The following is a 17,512-nucleotide window of genomic DNA, read 5'->3' as shown; positions in this document are numbered from 1 at the left end:
TCAGCCTTCCCAACCGGCCTGGTACAGCTTGCCGTGGGCTTTATCCAGGGCAGCGCGCACCGCCGGCGAATGCTGGTAGATATCGACGAACTTGATCAGCCGTGGGTCGCTTTTCTCTTTCGGCTGGATCACGAACTGGATCACGTATTCCTTGTGATCGAGACCATCGAACAGCAGCGCGGAGCCGGCATCGAAGGTCTTCGCCAGACGGATATAGGCCGGATAGCCCTGGACCAGATCGGCATCATCGTAGGCGCGCACCAATTGCACGGCTTCGACCTGGAGGATCTTGATCTTTTTCGGGTTGCTGATGATGTCGTCTTCGGTGGCCTTGTAGCCGACGCCAGGTTTCAGGCTGATCAGCCCGGCCTTGGCCAGCAGTTGCAGGCCGCGGCCGCTGTTGATCGGGTCGTTGGCGATGGCCACGGTGGCGCCTTGCGGCAGCTCGTCGAAGCTTTTGTATTTTTTCGAGTAGAGACCGACGTTGTTGATGATCCCTGGGGCAAAGGGCACCAGGTCGAAACCGGCGGCGGCCTTGGCATTTTCCAGGAAGGGAATGTGCTGGAAGTAGTTCACGTCGATATCGCCGGCGGCGAGGCTGACGTTGGGCGCGATCCAGTCGGTGAACTCCACCAGCTCGACTTTCAGGCCCTGTTTGCCGGCCTCTTCGACGGCGGCTTCCAGGGGAATGGCGAAGGCGGCGGTGGTGCCGACCTTGAGGGGCGCGTCAGCGGCGTGGGCGATGACGCTGAAGAGGCCGAGGGCCAGAACCAGTGCTTTGACTGGTTGGGTGAGGCGTGTTGTTTTCATGATGGGGTTCCAGTCATAGGTTTTGGGGTGTCCGGGCGGGCCTCTTCGCGCTCCCACAGTTTTGAGCCGTACCTGATTCTTGTGTACGACCGCCCCCCCCCTTGTGGGAGCGGAGCTTGCCCGCGAAGACGACAGAACAGGCGCAGCAGTATCAAAGGGTGACTCAGGCTCTCAGGACCGGCGATAACCCGCCCCGGCATGTTGCTGCGGCAGATACGCCTCACCGTGAAACAGCTTTTCGCGCAAGGTCCCCTGGTCATAAGCAGTCTTGTACGACCCGCGCCGCTGCAACTGCGGAATCACCAACTCGATAAAGTCCACATAGCTTTCCGGAGTGACGATGCGTGTCAGGTTGAAGCCATCCAGCCCGGTTTCGGCGACCCAAGACTCCAGCTCATCAGCCACCTGCTCGGCCGAACCGACCACAGTGAAATAGCGCCCACCCAAAGCGTGCTGCTCAAGCAACTTGCGCCGGGTCCAGTCGTTGTTCTGCAAGTTCCTGGTCGCCGACTGGATCGCGTTGCTCTTCACATACTGGATCGGCTCATCCAGTTCGTACTCGGCAAAATCGATCGCGGTGGACGCGGAAAAATGCGCCACCCCTGCCTCTGCACTGGCATAGCCCAGGTACTCGGCATGCTTGGCCCAGGCCACCTCTTCGGTTTCGCCGACAATCACGTTCAAACCCATGAACACCTTGATGCCGTCAGGATCACGCCCCGCCGCCACCGCACTGGCTCTTACCTTGTCCACCTGGACCTTGGTCGCCGCCTTGTTCTGCCCGCTGATAAACACGCACTCGGCATGCCGCCCGGCGAACTCCAGGCCACGCTCCGAACTGCCGGCCTGAAACAGCACCGGCGTGCGTTGCGGCGACGGCTCGCAGAGGTGATAACCCTCCACCTGATAGAACTCGCCGACGTGATTCACCTTGTGCACCTTCTCCGGCTGGGCGTAGATCCGCCGGACCGGATCGTTGAGTACCGCGTCGCTTTCCCAGCTGCCTTCCCAGAGTTGGTAGAGCACCTCCAGGTACTCATCGGCCTGATCGTAGCGGCGGTCATGCTCAACCTGCGCCTTGAGGCCCATGGCCCGGGCGGCACTGTCGAGGTAACCGGTGACAATGTTCCAGCCGACCCGTCCACGGCTCAGATGGTCGAGCGTCGACATCCGCCGGGCGAACAGGTACGGCGCCTCGTAGGTAAGATTGGCGGTCAGGCCAAAACCGAGGTTTTTCGTCACCGCCGCCATGGCCGAGACCAGCAGCAACGGATCGTTGACCGGCAACTGGATCGATTCCCGCAGCGGCACCTCCGCTGAACCCTGATACACGTCGTAGACCCCGACGATATCGGCGATAAACAAACCATCGAACAACCCGCGCTCAAGCAACTGCGCCAGCTCGGTCCAGTACTCCAGCGTCTTGTACTCGGTCGAGTTATCCCGCGGATGGGTCCACAAACCGTGGTTGATATGCCCGATGCAGTTCATGTTGAAGGCATTGAGCAGGATCTTTTTCTTCGCCATCAGAGGGTCCCCCGCAGCGGCGGGTTTTGCGCGTTGAGGTAGTAGTTGCCCACCGCGTGGTACTTCCAGCGCACCGGGTCGTGCAGGGTGTGCACCCGCGCATTGCGCCAGTGGCGATCCAGCCCGTGTTCGGCCAGGGTCGCCTGGCTGCCGGCCAGTTCGAACAGGCTGCTGCCGGCGGCCAGGGAGATTTCGCTGCTGATGGCCCGCGCTTGGGCAACGGCAATCGAGGCCGCCGCGACAGTCTCGGCGTTGGTCTCGGCCTGGGCTAGGTCGAGGTATTCACCGGCCCGCTCCAGCAAGGCCTCGGCGGCGTGCAGGCGAATGCTCAGGTGGCCGATACTCTTGAGGGTCAGCGGATCTTCAGTGGCCTTGTCGCTGCCGGCATCGATCCACGGACGTGTGCGGGTGCGGACAAAGTGCAAGGTGTCTTCATAGGCGGCGCGGGCAATGCCAGTGTCGATGGCCGCATGGAGAATCTGCGCCAGCGAGCCGACCGGGGTCGGGCGTTCGAAGGCGGTTTGAAAAGGGATTACGTCCTCAGCGGCGACATACACGTCCTCGAACACCACCGAACCGCTGCCGGTGGTGCGCTGGCCAAAACCGCTCCAGTCGTCGATCACGTGCAGGCCGGCGCTGTCACGCGGCACGAAGGCCAACTGCTGGATACCCTGCTCATCCACCACCGAGGTGGGGATGCGCTGGGCATACAAGGCCCCCGTGGCGTAGAACTTGCGACCGTTGATGCGGTAGCCGTCGCCGTCCCGGCGCAGGCTGGTGACACGGTCGTGGGCAGTCTTGGTCCCCAGTTCGGCCAACGCATTGCCAAAGCGCCGACCGGCGAGCACCTCGGCATACAGGCGCTGCTTCTGCGCCTCGTTGCCGTTGACCCGCAGCACTTCCAGGGCATAGAAATGGTTCTGTGGAATCTGTCCCAGGGAGGCGTCGGCCTCGGCGATCAGTTGCGTGACCTTGGCCAGGGTGACGTTGGACACACCGGCACCGCCGTAGGCTTTCGGCACGCTGATGCCCCAAAGGCCGGAGCGGGAAAACACCTCCAGTTCCGCCAGCGGCAGACGCCGTTCACGGTCGCGCAGGATGCTGTCGCGCTTGAAGTCTTCGGCCAGGTCTCCGGCCACGATCAGGGCTTGCTCGTCGCTGCTGATGAGCGCGACGTGTTGGGAAAAAGTCATGTGTTTCTCCAGAGGTCTGGTCGTCAAATCCAGGAATGCCGGGCCGGCAAACTGCCGTTCAGGTAATAGGCGCCAACGGCGTGGTATTTCCAGCGCACCGGGTCGTGCAGGGTGTGTACCCGAGCGTTGCGCCAGTGCCGGTCAAGGTTGAATTCGGCCAGGGTGGCGCGGCTGCCGGCCAGCTCGAACAGCTTCTCGCTGGCCAGCAGGGCAATTTCGGTGGTGAGGACCTTGGCCTCGGCCACGGCAATCGAGGCCCGCGCCGCGGCAGCCGCATCCACGGGACCGGCGCTGACCTGGTCAAGCACCTGCCCGGCCTTGCGCAACAGCGCCTCGGCGGCGTGCAGTTCGATTTTCAATTTGCCGATATCGGCAATCACGTAGAGGTCGTCACTGGCACGCTCGACCTTGGCATCGACCCACGGCCGCGAACGCTCGCGGACAAAGGCGATGCTGTCGTCGATCGCGCCACGGGCGATGCCCGCGTCGATGGCGGCCTGGATCAGTTGCGAGAACGCACCCTGGATATTCGGCACCTCGCCCTGGCGCCAGTTGTCGACGACATCTTCCGCGTCCACCCGCACGTTATTCAGCAACACCGTGCCGCTGGCGGTGGTGCGCTGGCCGAAGCCCGACCAGTCATCGACGATGCACAAACCCGGCGTGCCGCGCCGGACAAAGGCCATAACCTGGCGCCCTTCGTCGTTGATCGCCTTGACCGCCACCCAGTGGGCAAACAGGGCACCAGTGGAATAGAACTTCTGGCCGCTGATAAGAAAACCGTCACCGTCGGCGCTGATCCGGGTCTTGAGTTCCAGGGTGTTTTTCGTGCCGCGTTCAGGCCCCGCGTTACCGATGCGCCAGCCTTCCAGCACACTCTGGAACAACTGCTTTTTCTGGCGCTCGGTGGCGCTGCCTTGCAGTAACTGAAGGATGCCGAACTGGTTCTGCGGGATCTGCCCGAGCGCCGGATCGGCGGCGGAAATAATCGCGAAGACCTCGGCCACGGTGACGAATGAAACCTGCGGCCCACCATACTCACGGGGAAGCGTGATGCTGCCCAGGCCACTGCGGGTGAACTGCTCGATCTCGGCCCAGGGCAGCTTGCGCTGACGGTCGCGGCGCGCGGCCTGCGAACGGGCAACCTCGGCCAGCTCACGGGCGGCCTGCAAGGCTTCGGCATCGCTGCGCAGCACTCGCGCCGGGAGCAGCAACGGGGCAATATCCAGGTCGCTCTGGACCTGTGCTTCGTGCAAGTTAGACATCAACGCCGCTCCGTGGCGTGCGCAATGCCCTGGCGATCCGCACAAGGGTGATTGTGTTCCTGACCATACCGTCCTCATCTCTCTTTGGAGGCGTCGCGAAAGCACGACGCCAGCGAAATCAAATAAGTCCGGTGGTCCGGTTCATATACCCTAAGCGCGTATAAAAATTAAATAAACTAACATTTAGGAATATGCATAGAAGGTCAGCCTCTCAGCCCCGGCAGGGTTGGACGAGCTTGGCCAAAGGCGCGCGCGGGGTGCGAATGTAGTGCCGGGCGCTGCCGACCCTGAGCCGCCTTGCCGGCGCCCAGCGGGAATTGTTGCCGACCCGGTCGATCACGCAGTAGGTGAGGTCCAGGCCACTGTCTTCACCCGCTTCCTGGATGACCGTCGGTGGCACGAAGACCCTGACCGGCTTGCCGATGTCCTCCCCCGCGAGCTTGGGCAGGTCGAGGCGCACATCGCCCCAGAGCAGGGTGATTTCGTCCTCGACGGCCATGTTCAGATAGGGCGCCAGGGTCAGTGGCACGCCCCGGCGCATCTGGCTGGGGTTGACCCCGTAGCGCTGGATCGGCGCGGGAATGATCAGCGGCGCCAGCCCCTGGTTTTCCTCACCGAAGGGCTGGCCACCCGGGCAAGCGAGCTTGACCGGTACCTGCAGCCGACGCGAACAGGCGCCGGCACTGCCCACCCGCATAACCCGATAGTGAACCCGCGCCAGGCCGTCCAGGACGAAACTCTCCGGCACCCGCAAACTCAGCGACTGGCCCACGTCGTTGGCCGCTACCTGCCGGGCGGTCACATAACAACCGTCCCAGAACAACTCGATCAGGTCGCCCTCATCCATCCCGACATAAGGCCGGATGACAATCGACAGCTGCGCGGCGGCCAACAGGCCAATACCACGCCCGTGGGCCTGGGGGACGACAGGCGGAGCCAGCCGCAGGGTTTCCTGAAAATGAGTCATGCAAAAATCCTTTTTGTAGGGTGACGAAAAGTCCAACGTGCAGGCGCGGGCCTGGGCCGCATGAACAACCGTTGTCCTTGAACCTCAATAGGCGTCCTTACCATCGAACATTCTGGAAGGCGCACGCGCAGTCCGGCGAACAGTTGGCCGAAACGTGCATACGGTCCTGATAACGTCGTGCAGGTTGTGAAGTGCAGCTAAGAGTTTTGCCAGGAAGGTGTCAAGCCATTAAACAGTCATGGCGAGGATCGCCCGGGAATTCGGACACTTCCTACTTTCGTAATCGTTAGCGTGAAAGAAGAAGCAGAGGAAAGGCGCTAGTAAACATTTATGACCTGACACGCGATAAAACAACTTTTCCAAACTGTCGTACTCATTCCCTGAGTACGCCTTATTTAGTCAAGAAGTGTCCTACGTATTACCGAGAAACTTACTGAGAAACTGCCGTGTGCGCTCTTCCTTTGGATTAGCAAACAACGCCTTGGCTTCACCCTGCTCGACGATCACACCCTTGTCGAAAAAGATCACCCGATTGGCCACATCCCGGGCAAAGCTCATTTCGTGGGTGACGATGACCATGGTGCGTTTTTCTTCGGCCAGACCACGAATGGTGGCCAGCACTTCACCCACCAGTTCCGGATCGAGGGCCGAGGTTGGCTCGTCGAACAGGATCACTTGTGGCTCCATCGCCAGCGCCCGGGCAATCGCCACCCGTTGTTGCTGACCACCGGAAAGCCGACGTGGATAGGCGTCTTCCTTGCCCGCCAGGCCGACCTTGGCCAGCAGCTTGCGGCCTAGGGCAAGTGCCTGGTCACGCGGGGTCTTCTTGACCACCAGCGGGCCTTCGATAACGTTCTCCAGCGCCGTGCGGTGGGGAAACAGGTTGAAGTTCTGGAACACGAAGCCGACCTGCTGACGCAATTTACGCACCAGGCCCAGTTGCTGGTTCAGCGGACGGCTGCCATCGATTTCGATGTCGCCGACCTTGATCCGGCCGCTGGTGGGTTCCTCGAGGAAGTTCAGGCAACGCAGGAAGGTGGTCTTGCCGGAACCGCTGGGACCGATGATAGCGATCACCTCGCCGGCCTCGACCGTCAGGTCGATGCCGTTGAGCACGGTCTGCCCTTTGAATTGCTTGGTCAGTTTTTCAACCACAATCATGCTGTCAAGACTCCTGGTCATGCCGATTGACCCGCTCTTCCAGACGGTTCTGCAAGTGCGCGAGCAGGCTGGCAAGGACCCAGTAGATCAGGGCGGCGGCAAGATACATGGTGAAAATTTCAAAGGTCCGGGCAGTAATCAGCTGGGCCTGGCGGAACAGTTCCGGTACCTGGATGGTCGCGGCCAACGCCGTGTCCTTGACCAGGGAAATGAAACTGTTGCCCAACGGCGGCAGGGCCGTGCGCGCGGCTTGCGGCAGGATCGCCCGGCGCAGGGTCTGCGCCCGCGACATGCCGATGCTCGCCGCGGCTTCCCACTGGCCACGCTCGATGGAGCTGATGGCGGCCCGGAGGATTTCACAGGCGTAGGCCGCCATGTTCAGCGAGAAGCCGATCAGCGCGGCGGGCAGCGGATCCAGCTCGATGCCCATCTGCGGCAGTCCGTAATAGATCACGAACAACTGGACCAGCAGGGGCGTGCCGCGAAAGAACGACACATAGACCCTGGCAATCCAGCTCACCGTCTTGAAGCGCGACAGGCGCATCAAGGCCAGGCCGAAGCCCAGCAGCAAACCGAAGAACATTCCACCCAGGCTGAGGATGACCGTGTAGTACGCGCCCTGGAGCAGAAAGGGCGCGGAGTCCAACGCAAGCTGAAAAGCTGCTTCCATTATTGAGTGACGTCAGCGTTGAAGTACTTTTCCGACAGCTTCTTCAAGGTGCCGTCGGCGCGCAGTTCGTCGATGGCCTTGTTCACCGCGGCCAGCAACTCGGGTTCGCCTTTGCGCAGGGCGATACCGGCTTCCTGACGGGAGAACGGTTCACCGGAGACGGCCAGGGTGTCGTTGGTTTTCTTGATCAGTTCGAAGGCTGCCAGGCGGTCGACCAAAATCGCGTCGATACGGCCTACACGCAGGTCCTGATACTTGGTCGGATCATCGTCATAGGTCTTGATCACGGCTTTCGGCACATTGTCCTTGAGCCATTGTTCATAGTTGGTGCCCAGGCCGACACCGACCTTGTGGCCCGCCAGATCCTGGGCGGTCTTGAACTTGTCGACGTCCTTCTTCTGCACCAGCGCCTGGATACCGGAAACGGTATAAGGCTCGGAGAAGTCATACTTCTTCTTGCGCTCTTCGGAGATGGTCACCTGGTTGATCACCGCGTCCAGGCGCTTGGACTCCAGGGCGGCAAGAATCCCGTCCCACTTGGTCGGTTGCAGCTTGACCTTCACACCCAGTTTTTTCGCCAGGGCTTCGGAGAACTCGACCTCGAAACCGGCCAGCTTGCCGTCGGCACCGATGAAGCTGAACGGCGGGTAGGTGCCTTCCAGGCCGACGTTGATCGTGCCGGCCTTCTTGATGCTGTCCAGTTGCTCACCGGCAAAGGCCTGGCCGAGCAGTCCGGCACCGAGTACCAACCCCAGGCTGCCGACCAGCAGACGCTTGCGAAATGCGGAAATATTCATGACGAGCCCCGTGTGTTTTCTTATGGGAGGGAACGCGAAACTGACGCTCTGAAGAGCAGCGTCAATCCTGCCTTAAAGTGGCGCTGGCGTCTCGCGCCAAATCGCCTGCGCCGCGACTATAGCGAGCGCCATATATTCTATAAAATAATAAAAAACTATTTACATATTCTATTACAACCCATCCTGATACCGCTATCGCCAGCAAGCCGGCCACAGAGGATTTGTGTCGTACGCAAATTCGGTGTTCGACACAAATCCCGTGTAGGAGCTGGCTTGCCAGCGATGAGGCCGGCAAGCCTTGCAGCGATCATTCGGCCGCCATCGCCGGCAAGCCGGGCTCCTACAGATCAGTGTCTCACCGCAAATGATCAGGACGGCTCCGTTCCGTGTAGGAGCTGGCTTGCCAGCGATGAGGCCGGCAAGCCCTGCGGCGATCATCCGGCCGCCATCGCCGGCAAGCCGGACTCCTACAGGGTCCGCGCTCGCCTCATAATCAAGGCCGGGCTACAGCATAGCGTTGTAGGCGAACAACGCCGGTGCTCCGCCGGTGTGCAGGAAGATGATCGGACCGTCCTCGAAACGCTGGCGGCCAATGCCGTCGAGCAGCCCGGCCATGGCCTTGCCGGTGTAGACCGGGTCGAGCAGAATGCCTTCCTGGCTCGCCAGCAGCTTGACCGCCGCCAGGGTCCCAGCGTTCGGCTCGCCATAACGGGGGGCGAAATACTCGTCCCAGAGTTCGACCTTGAAACTGGCCGGCAGCGGCACCCCCAGCAACTCGGCCGTGCGCTCGGCCAAGCCCTGCACCTTCGGCCGCTGCGCCTCGTCGCTACGCGACACCGTCACGCCGACCACTGGCAACCCCGGCAGCGCTTCGCTCAAGGCCAGGCCCAGGCCGCTGTGGGTCCCGGCACTGCCGGACGCCAGCACCACCGCGGCAAATTCCAGCCCGCTGTCCTCGATTTGCGCAGCCAGCTCGAAGCCGGCCCGCACATAACCCAGCGCGCCCAGGGCATTGGAACCGCCGATCGGCACCAGATACGGCTTCTTGCCGTTGCTGCGCAAGCGCTCGGCCAGGGCCTGCAACTGCTCGTCGGCCTTGTCCAGGTTGTCCACCAACTCGACCCGGGCATCGAACAGGTCGAGCAACAGGCGGTTGCCGTTGCCCAGGTAGTTGGCGTCCTCGGTGCCGATGGGGTTTTCCAGCAAGGCCACACAGCCCAGCCCGAGCCGGGCCGCCAGGGCCGCGGTCTGGCGCACATGGTTGGACTGGATGGCACCCGCGGTGATCAGCGTATCGGCGCCGACCGCCAGGGCATCGGCACCCAGGTATTCCAGCTTGCGCAGCTTGTTGCCGCCCAGGGCCAGGGGCGTCAGGTCATCGCGCTTGATGTAGATATCGCGCCCGACCCACGCCGACAGGCGTTCGAGCTTTTCCAGAGGCGTGGCCTGGACCAGGAGTTCCAGACGGGTAAAACGGGCAAGCTGTTGTTTGATCATGGGTCCGAGCTGGCTGTAGGAGATGCCTGGACTATAGGCAGGGGCTTTTCCCCAGGCAACTGTCATTCGCTTATGCCGGAAAAATCTGAGTAAAGCACCATTCGTTCTTAATTACCGTTTGTGTCGGTGCCGTAAAGTGGAAGTCATTCAGGCGACCCAATGGGTCGGTCGTCCCCTCGGAGATTTGATCGTGAGCGAGCGTTCCAGCCATTGGCAACTACAGACCATCGTCGGCCAGCTGCGCAGCGCCCGGGATGAGTGGCGCAGCCGTAATGGCCGGGTCAGCGACGAACAGGGCGGCCGCGAGTTGCCATCGCGCCAGGCCATGGCCGAGATTCTCGAATCGCTCTGCGGCGCGCTGTTTCCCATGCGCCTGGGGCCGGTCGACCTGCGCGAGGAAAGCGAGGACTTCTACGTCGGCCACACCCTCGACGCGGCCCTCAATGCCCTGCTGGCCCAGGCTCGCCTGGAGCTGCGTTACGTGGCGCGGCACGGCGGTGAGTCGGACAGCGCGGTTCAGGCCAAGGCCGTGCAACTGATCCAGGACTTCGCCATGGCCCTGCCGGAACTGCGCCGGGTGCTCGACACCGACGTCCTCGCCGCCTACCACGGCGACCCGGCGGCGCGCAGCGTCGATGAAGTCTTGCTGTGCTACCCGGGGATTCTCGCGGTGATCCATCATCGCCTGGCCCATCACCTGTATCGGGCCGGGTTGCCGTTGCTGGCGCGGATCAGTTCGGAAATCGCCCACTCGGCCACCGGCATCGACATTCACCCCGGGGCACAGATCGGCCGCAGTTTCTTTATCGACCATGGTACTGGCGTGGTGATCGGCGAAACCGCGATCATCGGCGAGCGGGTGCGGATCTACCAGGCGGTGACCCTCGGCGCCAAACGCTTCCCGGCGGACGAGGACGGACAGTTGCAGAAGGGTCATCCGCGGCACCCTATTGTCGAGGACGATGTGGTGATCTATGCCGGGGCGACCATCCTCGGGCGCATCACCATCGGCCGCGGCGCCACCATCGGCGGCAATGTCTGGCTGACCCGCAGCGTGCCGGCCGGTTGCAACTTGACCCAGGCCAACCTGCAGCAGCATGAGGAAGGAACACAGCGCTGAGATCAGGAACAATCTTGTCGTCTGTTCCGGCCTCTTCGCCGCACCGCCGCGGAAGCAGGTCGCCCAGTTGCACGCGCGGGCAGCGCTGTCCAGCTCACGCCGTAGCGGCTGGCGCCAGCGCCTGAGCCAGGCGGTGCACTTCCCGTCACGGGACGAGTTCTATGCTTCCTCGACCAGTACGAACGGCATGTGCAGTTCCTGCGCCTGGTCCGTTGAAACACTGCTTCAGGCCTTGTCCAGCACCATGAACAAGGCCATGGTGATGGCCGGCAGGCCGAACACCGCCAGCCCGATCATCAACTCCGAAAGGAGGCTCTGGTGGGCGGTGATCACGCCGATGGCGCCGTTGACGATGGTCGCCAGCAGCCACATGCCGAGAAAGCCGGCGCCGAGGATTTGCCGGCTGATGCCCAGGCGCTGACCGAAGAACAGCGTGCCACCAAGCAGGATCAGGCCGATGGCGAGGATGATGGCGGTGTGCATGGCGCGTCCTCCAGGGCTGCGTTGTCTGTCAGCCCCAATGCTGATTTGTAGGCGCCGGATTGCTGGCGATAGCGGCCGATCGAGCAATGCAATGCCCCCTGGCCCCATCGCCAGCAAGCCGGCTCCTACAGGTTCGTATTCCAGCCTTGGCTGAGCGGTGCAGGGACCTACTCTCACCCCTCTCTGATACTGTAGATCGAAACCCGCGCCTTCACTGGCCACTGACCTGCAACAGATCCTCCAACCCAATCCGCCGGAACATCTCCGCGCGCACCCGATCGGCCATGGCATTGACGACTTCGGCACCGTCCTGGGACGGATCGATATGGCACCGGAACGGACGACGGCCATGGGGCATGTCGACGATCTCGACAATCGCCCGGGCCACTTCGGCCACATCGGCATCCGCCGGCTCCAGCGCCGCCAGGCCTTGCAACGCCTGATCCGCCACTCCGACATAAGGCCCCTCGGTGTATTCAAGCGCACGCACCTGGTCGGCGGGCGAACCGGAATGCACGAAGTGGTTGGTACCTTTGGTAAACGCCCCCGGCACCACGATCGAGGTTTCCACACCCCAGCGCACCAGTTCGCTGGCATAGGACACCGCCAGGGAATCCATCGCCGCCTTGGCCGCGAAATACGGGGCCAGGAACGGCGGCGTGCCGCCGCGAGCGCTGCTGGAGGAGACCCATATCACCAGGCCTTTGCCCTGCTTGCGCAGTTGTGGCAGGGCCGCGCGGTTGACCCGCTGGGTGCTCAGCACATTGATGTCGTAGAGCTGGGCGAATTGTTCCGGGGTGAAGGCTTCGGTAGGGCCGAAGGACATATGCCCGGCGTTGTGGATAAGCACATCCAGCCGGCCGCAGTCGGCGATGATCTGCGCCACACCTGCCTCGACCGACTCACTTGACGCCACGTCCAGCTCGACACTGCGCAAGTCCACCGAGTGCTCGGCGGCATAGCGTTGTACTTGCGCCACCTGCGGCGCATTGCGGCCAAGGGTTTCACGCATGCTGGCGTAGACGGTATGGCCGGCATCGGCCAGGGCGCGAGCAGTCAGGGCACCGAAGCCGCTGGAGGCACCGGTAATCAGAATCACGGATTTCATCGGGTTTCACCTTGGATTCGCTGGGGCAAGACCGCCCGTGAACCGGGCGATCATTCAGAGGGTGAGGCGCTGATCAGACCAGGCCACCGTTGGCGCGCAGAACCTGGCCATTGATCCAGCCGGCAGCCGGACTGACCAGGAAGGACACCACGTTGGCGATGTCTTCCGGCTGACCGAGACGCTCCAGCGGTGGCATCTTGGCGAAGGTCTGGATCTGCTCTTCGCTCTTGCCGTGCAGGAACAATTCAGTCGCCACCGGGCCGGGGGCCACGGCATTGACGGTGATCTGGCGACCGCGCAGTTCCTTGGAGAACACGTGGGTGAAGGACTCCACCGCCGCCTTGCTGGCGATGTACACCGCGTAGCCGGGCATGTTCAGGGCCACGGTGCTGCTGGAGAAGTTGACGATACGGCCACCATCGTTCATCCGGGTCGCGGCTTCGCGCAGGGTGTTGAAGGTGCCGCGGGTGTTGATGGCGAAGGTCTGCTCGAACAGATCATCGCTGTGCTGGGCCAGAGGCATGACCTTGAGGATGCCGGCGTTGTTGATCAGCACATCGACCTTGCCCAGCTGCTGCTCGGTCTCGTCGAACATCCGCGCGACATCGGCGGAGCTGGCGACATCGGCCCGGATCGCTATGGCCTGGTGACCGGCCTGACGCAGCTCCACCGCCAGTGCCGAGGCTTCGGTGGCGCTGCTGGCGTAGTTGATGGCGACGGCAAAACCTTCCGCCGCCAGCTTGCGAGCGATGACGGCACCGATGCCGCGCGAGGCGCCAGTGACAATGGCCACTTTCTGAGTCTGGGTAGTCATGTCGAATCTCCTGAGGTGTTCGTTGGGTGTGGGGCTAATTTCACATGTTTACCCAGGGTGATAAATGCCCGATAGTTGGCTTGACTGTTCAATAATCACCAACAATCAATCGCAACGGAGCCCCCATGGATCAAGTCAAGGCCATGAAGGTTTTTGTCCGGATCTACGAACGCAGCAGCTTCACTCTGGCGGCCGAGGACCTGAACCTGCCTCGCGCAACCCTGACCCATACGCTGAATCAGTTCGAGGCCTGGCTCGGTACCCGGCTGTTGGAGCGGAGTACGCGCCGCGTCCGCCCGACCCTGGACGGCGAGGCCTATTACCGCCGCTGCGTGCAGTTGCTGGCGGAGCTGGAAGAAGCCGAACTGGCGTTTCGTTCGGTGGCGCCCAAGGGGCGCTTGCGGGTTGACTTGCAAGGTACGCTGGCGAAGTACTTCGTGGTCCCGGCGCTGCCGGAGTTTCTCGAACGCTATCCGGATATCGACGTCTCGATGAGCGAGGCCAGCCACTTTATCGACCTGATCGCCGAGGGCGTGGACTGCGTGCTGCGCTCCGGCAATCTCGGCGATTCATCGCTGGTCGGCCGGCGCGTCGCCAACCTGCGGCAAGTGACCTGCGCCAGCCCGGCGTACCTGCGCAAATACGGCGAGCCACGGAGTCTCGCGGACCTGAGCCGGCATCAGGGCGTGAACTACGTTTCCAGGACCACCGGCAAACTGTTCCCGTTTGAGTTCACCGAGGCCGGCGAGCTGCGCGAGGTGCCCCTGGCGGGCCGGGTGTCGGTCTTCGGCGCCGAGATCTATGCCGCCTCGGCGGTTTCCGGGCTGGGGCTGATCCAGGTGCCGCATTACCGGGTGGCGGAACAGATCAGCCAGGGCTTGCTCAAGGAGGTCCTGCCGGACCATCCGCCACCACCGATGCCAGTGTCGGTGCTCTACCCGCAGAACCGGCATATGTCGCCGAGGGTGCGGGTGTTCGTGGACTGGATCAGCACGATCTTCGCCAAGGCAACGTAGAGACATGAAAGGTTTCAGCAACGGATAGAACCGCTGTCGGAGATGGTCTGAGTTCGGCGTATGCTGGACCACTTCGCTGAAACTGCCCAACGAGAGAGGATTCGATGACTTACCAAGCTGCCGAAAACCGCTACGACTCCATGCCCTACCGCCGCGTCGGACGCAGCGGGCTGGTGCTGCCGGCCCTGTCCCTGGGCCTGTGGCACAACTTCGGCGACAGCACGCCGATCGACACCCAGCGCGCCCTGTTGCGTACCGCCTTCGACCTGGGCATCAACCACTTCGACCTGGCGAACAACTACGGCCCGCCCTACGGCAGCGCCGAGATCAACTTCGGACGCCTGCTGCGCGAAGACTTCAAGCAGTACCGCGATGAACTGATCATCTCCAGCAAAGCCGGCTGGGACATGTGGCCCGGCCCTTACGGCCAGGGCGGCGGTTCACGTAAATACGTGCTCGCCAGCCTCGACCAGAGCCTGCAACGCCTGGGCCTGGACTATGTGGATATCTTCTACTCGCACCGCTTCGACCCGGACACCCCGCTGGAAGAAACCGCCAGCGCCCTGGCCACGGCCGTGCAGCAGGGCAAGGCACTGTATATCGGTATCTCGTCGTATTCCGGGGTGAAAACCCGCGAGATCGCGGCACTGCTGAAAGACTGGAAAGTCCCACTGCTGATCCACCAACCGGCCTACAACCTGCTCAATCGCTGGGTGGAAAAAGACCTGCTGGACACCGTCGAAGAACTGGGTACCGGGGTGATTGCCTTTACCCCGTTGGCCCAGGGTCTGCTGACCGACAAATACCTCAATGGTGTGCCGAAGGATGCGCGGGTCAATCGTCCGGGCGGCGGTTCGTTGCAGGCGTCGCACTTGTCCGAGGCAAACATCGCCCACGTGCGAGACTTGAATGAAATCGCCCAGCGTCGTGGCCAGAGCCTGGCGCAATTGGCCTTGGCCTGGACGCTACGCGATCCACGGGTGACCTCGGCCCTGATCGGCGCCAGCCGGCCGGAGCAGATCATCGAGAACGTCGGCGCGCTGAAGAACCTGAGTTTCACTCAGGAAGAACTGGCGGAGATTGATCGATTTGCCCAGGAAGGCGGGATCAATTTGTGGGAAAAGCCGTCGACGGCCGAGTGATCTCTGCGTTTGCGGTGGGTTGCAGTCAACGAAAACTTGCGCACGCTCCATGGCGTAATACTCTTTGGTCGGTGCCATTACGACTGTTTGCCTCGGACAGGCAACTTTGACTCGACTCACCCCGCAGGACGCTTTCCATGCTCAAGACCCTGGCGGTCGCCAACTACCGCTTGATCAACAAACTTCTGAACGAACCGGAAACCAGCCTGCACCCGGACCTGTAGCCGGCCCTGGCGCGCCTGATCGTGCAGGCTTCGGAGCAATTCCAGGTGAGGGTGGTGTCCCATGCCAGCCGCCTGATCGCGGCGTTGCAGCAGGACCCGGCGTGCACTTGCATCGTGCTGGAAAAGGAGCTGGGGCAGACCACCATTGTCGGCCAGGGGATGCTCGACGAGCCGGCCGGGAACTGGCCGGATTGACAGCGGCAGCCCAACCCCATGCAACGAGGCTCAACCAGGAGCCTGACCACCGGAATTTGCCGGACAGGGGGGCGGCGACTACCTTGATCGGGTTGCAGTACGGATCTTTTTTACCCGAGAGGGCTCCAAGCATGGATGCCAATGGCCAGATTCGATGGCCCCTCATTACAAGGAAAGTACCCATGACCCAGGCAAACACACCGGAAAAGCTCGATCCCCAGGACATTGTGAAACTGCTGGTGGCACTGCGGCGCGCGGTCAAAGCCCAACCCAACGGGCACGCCGCCAAACCGCGGTTGTAGGCGCTGGCTTGTCGGGACGCCGCACCGCAGCGATGGGGCCGACAAGCCTTGCGTTGTTCTCGCGGACGCCATCGCCGGCAAGCCGGCTCCCACAGGATCCGCGTAGAACTGGGGATCTACGTACCACGCAAAATAAAAAACGCCGACGCGGGTTGCTCGTCGGCGTTCAAACCTTGAAGAGATTATTTGCCAATCAGAACGCCGGCAGTACCGCGCCTTTGTACTTCTGGGCGATGAAGGCTTTCACTTCCGGGCTGGTCAGGGCCTTGGCCAGTTTCTGGATCGCGTCGCTGTCCTTGTTGTCCGGACGAGCTACCAGGAAGTTTACGTAAGGCGAGTCGGCACCTTCGATCAGCAGCGCGTCTTTAGCCGGGTTCAGGCCCGCATCCAGCGCATAGTTGGTGTTGATCATGTCCAGGTCGACCTGGTCCAGAACCCTCGGCAGCAGCGCCGACTCCAGTTCCTTGAACTTCAGGTGTTTGTCGTTCTTGACGATGTCTTTCGGCGTCGACAGCGCGTTGGTCGGGTCTTTCAGAGTAATCAGACCGGCTTTCTGCAGCAGCAGCAAGGCACGGCCGCTGTTGCTGCCTTCGTTCGGGATGGCCACGGTGGCGCCGTCCTTCAGCTCAGCCAGGCTTTTGACTTTCTTCGAGTAACCGCCGAAAGGTTCGACGTGCACGCCGATCACCGTGACCAGGTTGGTGCCCTTGCCTTTATTGAAGCCATCCAGGTACGGCTTGGTCTGGAAGTAGTTGGCGTCCAGGTGTTTCTCGGCCACCTGGCTGTTCGGTTGTACGTAGTCGGTGAACACCTTGATTTCCAGGTCCACGCCCTCTTTGGCCAGGGTCGGCTTGATCAGCTCGAGGATCTCGGCGTGGGGGATCGGCGTTGCAGCCACGACCAGTTTCTCGCCGGCCTGGGCCAGACCGGCCGTCAGAGCGGCCGCCAATGCGGTAAACAACAGAACCTTTTTCATGCAGTGTCCTTATCGAAAATCACGGTCGTCATCGACGACAGCCTTGAGAGAGGTGCCAGTAAAGTGATATCGCTGGCGTGGAGCAGAAGATACCGATATTTTTTATTCCAGAACAATATCTTTTATTCATCTTCATATTCCATTTTGTTCATGTTCTCTGCCCACCACATGCCTCTGTAGGAGCCGGCTTGCCGGCGATTCAGGCGACTCGGTGTGTCAGGGACACCGCGTTATCGTTCATCGCC

The 17,512-nt window shown here is 62.0% G+C and carries 16 protein-coding genes and 1 pseudogene; 4 read left to right on the top strand and 13 right to left on the bottom strand.

The genetic code is table 11. The features are described 5' to 3' along the window. From AC07T0_RS21150 to AC07T0_RS21110, 9 genes are all read right to left on the bottom strand, one after another. Nucleotides 1–810 carry a MetQ/NlpA family ABC transporter substrate-binding protein gene (locus AC07T0_RS21150; protein WP_495003048.1) on the bottom strand — a complete coding sequence of 270 codons (810 nt, stop codon included), beginning with the start codon at nt 808–810 and terminating at the stop codon, nt 1–3. A gap of 171 nt (nt 811–981) precedes the next feature. Beyond that, on the bottom strand, nt 982–2,337 hold the full coding sequence (locus AC07T0_RS21145) for an LLM class flavin-dependent oxidoreductase (RefSeq protein WP_495003047.1): 1,356 nt from the start codon (nt 2,335–2,337) through the stop codon (nt 982–984). Beyond that, nucleotides 2,337–3,530, bottom strand: a complete 1,194-nt coding sequence (locus AC07T0_RS21140) for an SfnB family sulfur acquisition oxidoreductase (RefSeq protein ID WP_495003046.1) — start codon at nt 3,528–3,530, stop codon at nt 2,337–2,339. Before AC07T0_RS21140 ends, AC07T0_RS21145 begins: the two co-directional genes overlap by 1 nt. Before the next feature lie 23 nt (nt 3,531–3,553). Next, nucleotides 3,554–4,795: an SfnB family sulfur acquisition oxidoreductase gene (locus AC07T0_RS21135; protein WP_495003045.1), complete on the bottom strand. Its 1,242-nt coding sequence runs from the start codon at nt 4,793–4,795 to the stop codon at nt 3,554–3,556. Nucleotides 4,796–5,006: 211 nt separating this feature from the next. Continuing rightward, on the bottom strand, nt 5,007–5,762 hold the full coding sequence (locus AC07T0_RS21130; protein ID WP_495003044.1) for a hypothetical protein: 756 nt from the start codon (nt 5,760–5,762) through the stop codon (nt 5,007–5,009). Between the two features lie 411 nt (nt 5,763–6,173). Beyond that, nucleotides 6,174–6,923, bottom strand: a complete 750-nt coding sequence (gene tcyN, locus AC07T0_RS21125) for an L-cystine ABC transporter ATP-binding protein TcyN (RefSeq protein WP_152741694.1) — start codon at nt 6,921–6,923, stop codon at nt 6,174–6,176. A gap of 4 nt (nt 6,924–6,927) precedes the next feature. Further along, nucleotides 6,928–7,593: a cystine ABC transporter permease gene (gene tcyL, locus AC07T0_RS21120; protein ID WP_103498504.1), complete on the bottom strand. Its 666-nt coding sequence runs from the start codon at nt 7,591–7,593 to the stop codon at nt 6,928–6,930. Next, on the bottom strand, nt 7,593–8,390 hold the full coding sequence (gene tcyJ / locus AC07T0_RS21115; RefSeq protein WP_495003043.1) for a cystine ABC transporter substrate-binding protein: 798 nt from the start codon (nt 8,388–8,390) through the stop codon (nt 7,593–7,595). Before tcyJ ends, tcyL begins: the two co-directional genes overlap by 1 nt. 504 nt (nt 8,391–8,894) lie before the next feature. Continuing rightward, nucleotides 8,895–9,887, bottom strand: coding sequence for a D-cysteine desulfhydrase (locus AC07T0_RS21110; RefSeq protein WP_495003042.1), 993 nt, complete (start codon nt 9,885–9,887; stop codon nt 8,895–8,897). A gap of 190 nt (nt 9,888–10,077) precedes the next feature. On the opposite strand from AC07T0_RS21110, the gene epsC reads away from it, so the two are divergent. Beyond that, nucleotides 10,078–11,007: a serine O-acetyltransferase EpsC gene (gene epsC / locus AC07T0_RS21105; protein WP_495003041.1), complete on the top strand. Its 930-nt coding sequence runs from the start codon at nt 10,078–10,080 to the stop codon at nt 11,005–11,007. Between the two features lie 225 nt (nt 11,008–11,232). On the opposite strand, the gene AC07T0_RS21100 is transcribed toward epsC, so the two are convergent. From AC07T0_RS21100 to AC07T0_RS21090, 3 genes are all read right to left on the bottom strand, one after another. Then, nucleotides 11,233–11,490 (bottom strand): hypothetical protein, encoded by a 258-nt coding sequence (locus tag AC07T0_RS21100; protein ID WP_495003040.1) that lies wholly within the window; start codon nt 11,488–11,490, stop codon nt 11,233–11,235. Nucleotides 11,491–11,701: 211 nt separating this feature from the next. After that, nucleotides 11,702–12,598 carry an SDR family oxidoreductase gene (locus tag AC07T0_RS21095; protein ID WP_495003039.1) on the bottom strand — a complete coding sequence of 299 codons (897 nt, stop codon included), beginning with the start codon at nt 12,596–12,598 and terminating at the stop codon, nt 11,702–11,704. Nucleotides 12,599–12,671: 73 nt separating this feature from the next. After that, entirely contained in the window at nt 12,672–13,412 is a 741-nt protein-coding gene (locus tag AC07T0_RS21090) for an SDR family oxidoreductase (protein ID WP_495003038.1), read from the bottom strand. A gap of 125 nt (nt 13,413–13,537) precedes the next feature. Here AC07T0_RS21090 and AC07T0_RS21085 point away from each other — a divergent pair, with 125 nt between their 5' ends. The 3 genes and pseudogenes from AC07T0_RS21085 to AC07T0_RS21075 form a co-directional block, all read left to right on the top strand. After that, on the top strand, nt 13,538–14,428 hold the full coding sequence (locus tag AC07T0_RS21085; protein ID WP_495003037.1) for a LysR family transcriptional regulator: 891 nt from the start codon (nt 13,538–13,540) through the stop codon (nt 14,426–14,428). Nucleotides 14,429–14,532: 104 nt separating this feature from the next. Beyond that, the gene (mgrA, locus tag AC07T0_RS21080) at nt 14,533–15,570 is read left to right on the top strand and encodes an L-glyceraldehyde 3-phosphate reductase (RefSeq protein ID WP_495003036.1); all 1,038 of its coding nucleotides are present in this window, start codon (nt 14,533–14,535) and stop codon (nt 15,568–15,570) included. 182 nt (nt 15,571–15,752) lie between these two features. Beyond that, a pseudogene (locus AC07T0_RS21075) lies at nt 15,753–15,989 on the top strand (AAA family ATPase); the annotation flags it as partial. Between the two features lie 495 nt (nt 15,990–16,484). On the opposite strand, the gene AC07T0_RS21070 reads toward AC07T0_RS21075, so the two are convergent. Beyond that, nucleotides 16,485–17,267, bottom strand: coding sequence for a MetQ/NlpA family ABC transporter substrate-binding protein (locus tag AC07T0_RS21070; protein ID WP_495003035.1), 783 nt, complete (start codon nt 17,265–17,267; stop codon nt 16,485–16,487). Nucleotides 17,268–17,512: the final 245 nt, after the last annotated feature.

The organism is Pseudomonas sp. GW821-FHT04D07 (assembly GCF_059420225.1).
This window is presented reverse-complemented; position numbering and strand designations above follow the sequence as displayed.

What these genes read in the sequence shown, in the direction of transcription:
- AC07T0_RS21150 (WP_495003048.1), bottom strand. Translation starts at nt 810, where the DNA reads ATGAAAACAACACGCCTCACCCAACCAGTCAAAGCACTGGTTCTGGCC.
- AC07T0_RS21145 (WP_495003047.1), bottom strand. Translation starts at nt 2,337, where the DNA reads ATGGCGAAGAAAAAGATCCTGCTCAATGCCTTCAACATGAACTGCATC.
- AC07T0_RS21140 (WP_495003046.1), bottom strand. Translation starts at nt 3,530, where the DNA reads ATGACTTTTTCCCAACACGTCGCGCTCATCAGCAGCGACGAGCAAGCC.
- AC07T0_RS21135 (WP_495003045.1), bottom strand. Translation starts at nt 4,795, where the DNA reads ATGTCTAACTTGCACGAAGCACAGGTCCAGAGCGACCTGGATATTGCC.
- AC07T0_RS21130 (WP_495003044.1), bottom strand. Translation starts at nt 5,762, where the DNA reads ATGACTCATTTTCAGGAAACCCTGCGGCTGGCTCCGCCTGTCGTCCCC.
- tcyN (WP_152741694.1), bottom strand. Translation starts at nt 6,923, where the DNA reads ATGATTGTGGTTGAAAAACTGACCAAGCAATTCAAAGGGCAGACCGTG.
- tcyL (WP_103498504.1), bottom strand. Translation starts at nt 7,593, where the DNA reads ATGGAAGCAGCTTTTCAGCTTGCGTTGGACTCCGCGCCCTTTCTGCTC.
- tcyJ (WP_495003043.1), bottom strand. Translation starts at nt 8,390, where the DNA reads ATGAATATTTCCGCATTTCGCAAGCGTCTGCTGGTCGGCAGCCTGGGG.
- AC07T0_RS21110 (WP_495003042.1), bottom strand. Translation starts at nt 9,887, where the DNA reads ATGATCAAACAACAGCTTGCCCGTTTTACCCGTCTGGAACTCCTGGTC.
- AC07T0_RS21100 (WP_495003040.1), bottom strand. Translation starts at nt 11,490, where the DNA reads ATGCACACCGCCATCATCCTCGCCATCGGCCTGATCCTGCTTGGTGGC.
- AC07T0_RS21095 (WP_495003039.1), bottom strand. Translation starts at nt 12,598, where the DNA reads ATGAAATCCGTGATTCTGATTACCGGTGCCTCCAGCGGCTTCGGTGCC.
- AC07T0_RS21090 (WP_495003038.1), bottom strand. Translation starts at nt 13,412, where the DNA reads ATGACTACCCAGACTCAGAAAGTGGCCATTGTCACTGGCGCCTCGCGC.
- AC07T0_RS21085 (WP_495003037.1), top strand. Translation starts at nt 13,538, where the DNA reads ATGGATCAAGTCAAGGCCATGAAGGTTTTTGTCCGGATCTACGAACGC.
- mgrA (WP_495003036.1), top strand. Translation starts at nt 14,533, where the DNA reads ATGACTTACCAAGCTGCCGAAAACCGCTACGACTCCATGCCCTACCGC.
- AC07T0_RS21070 (WP_495003035.1), bottom strand. Translation starts at nt 17,267, where the DNA reads ATGAAAAAGGTTCTGTTGTTTACCGCATTGGCGGCCGCTCTGACGGCC.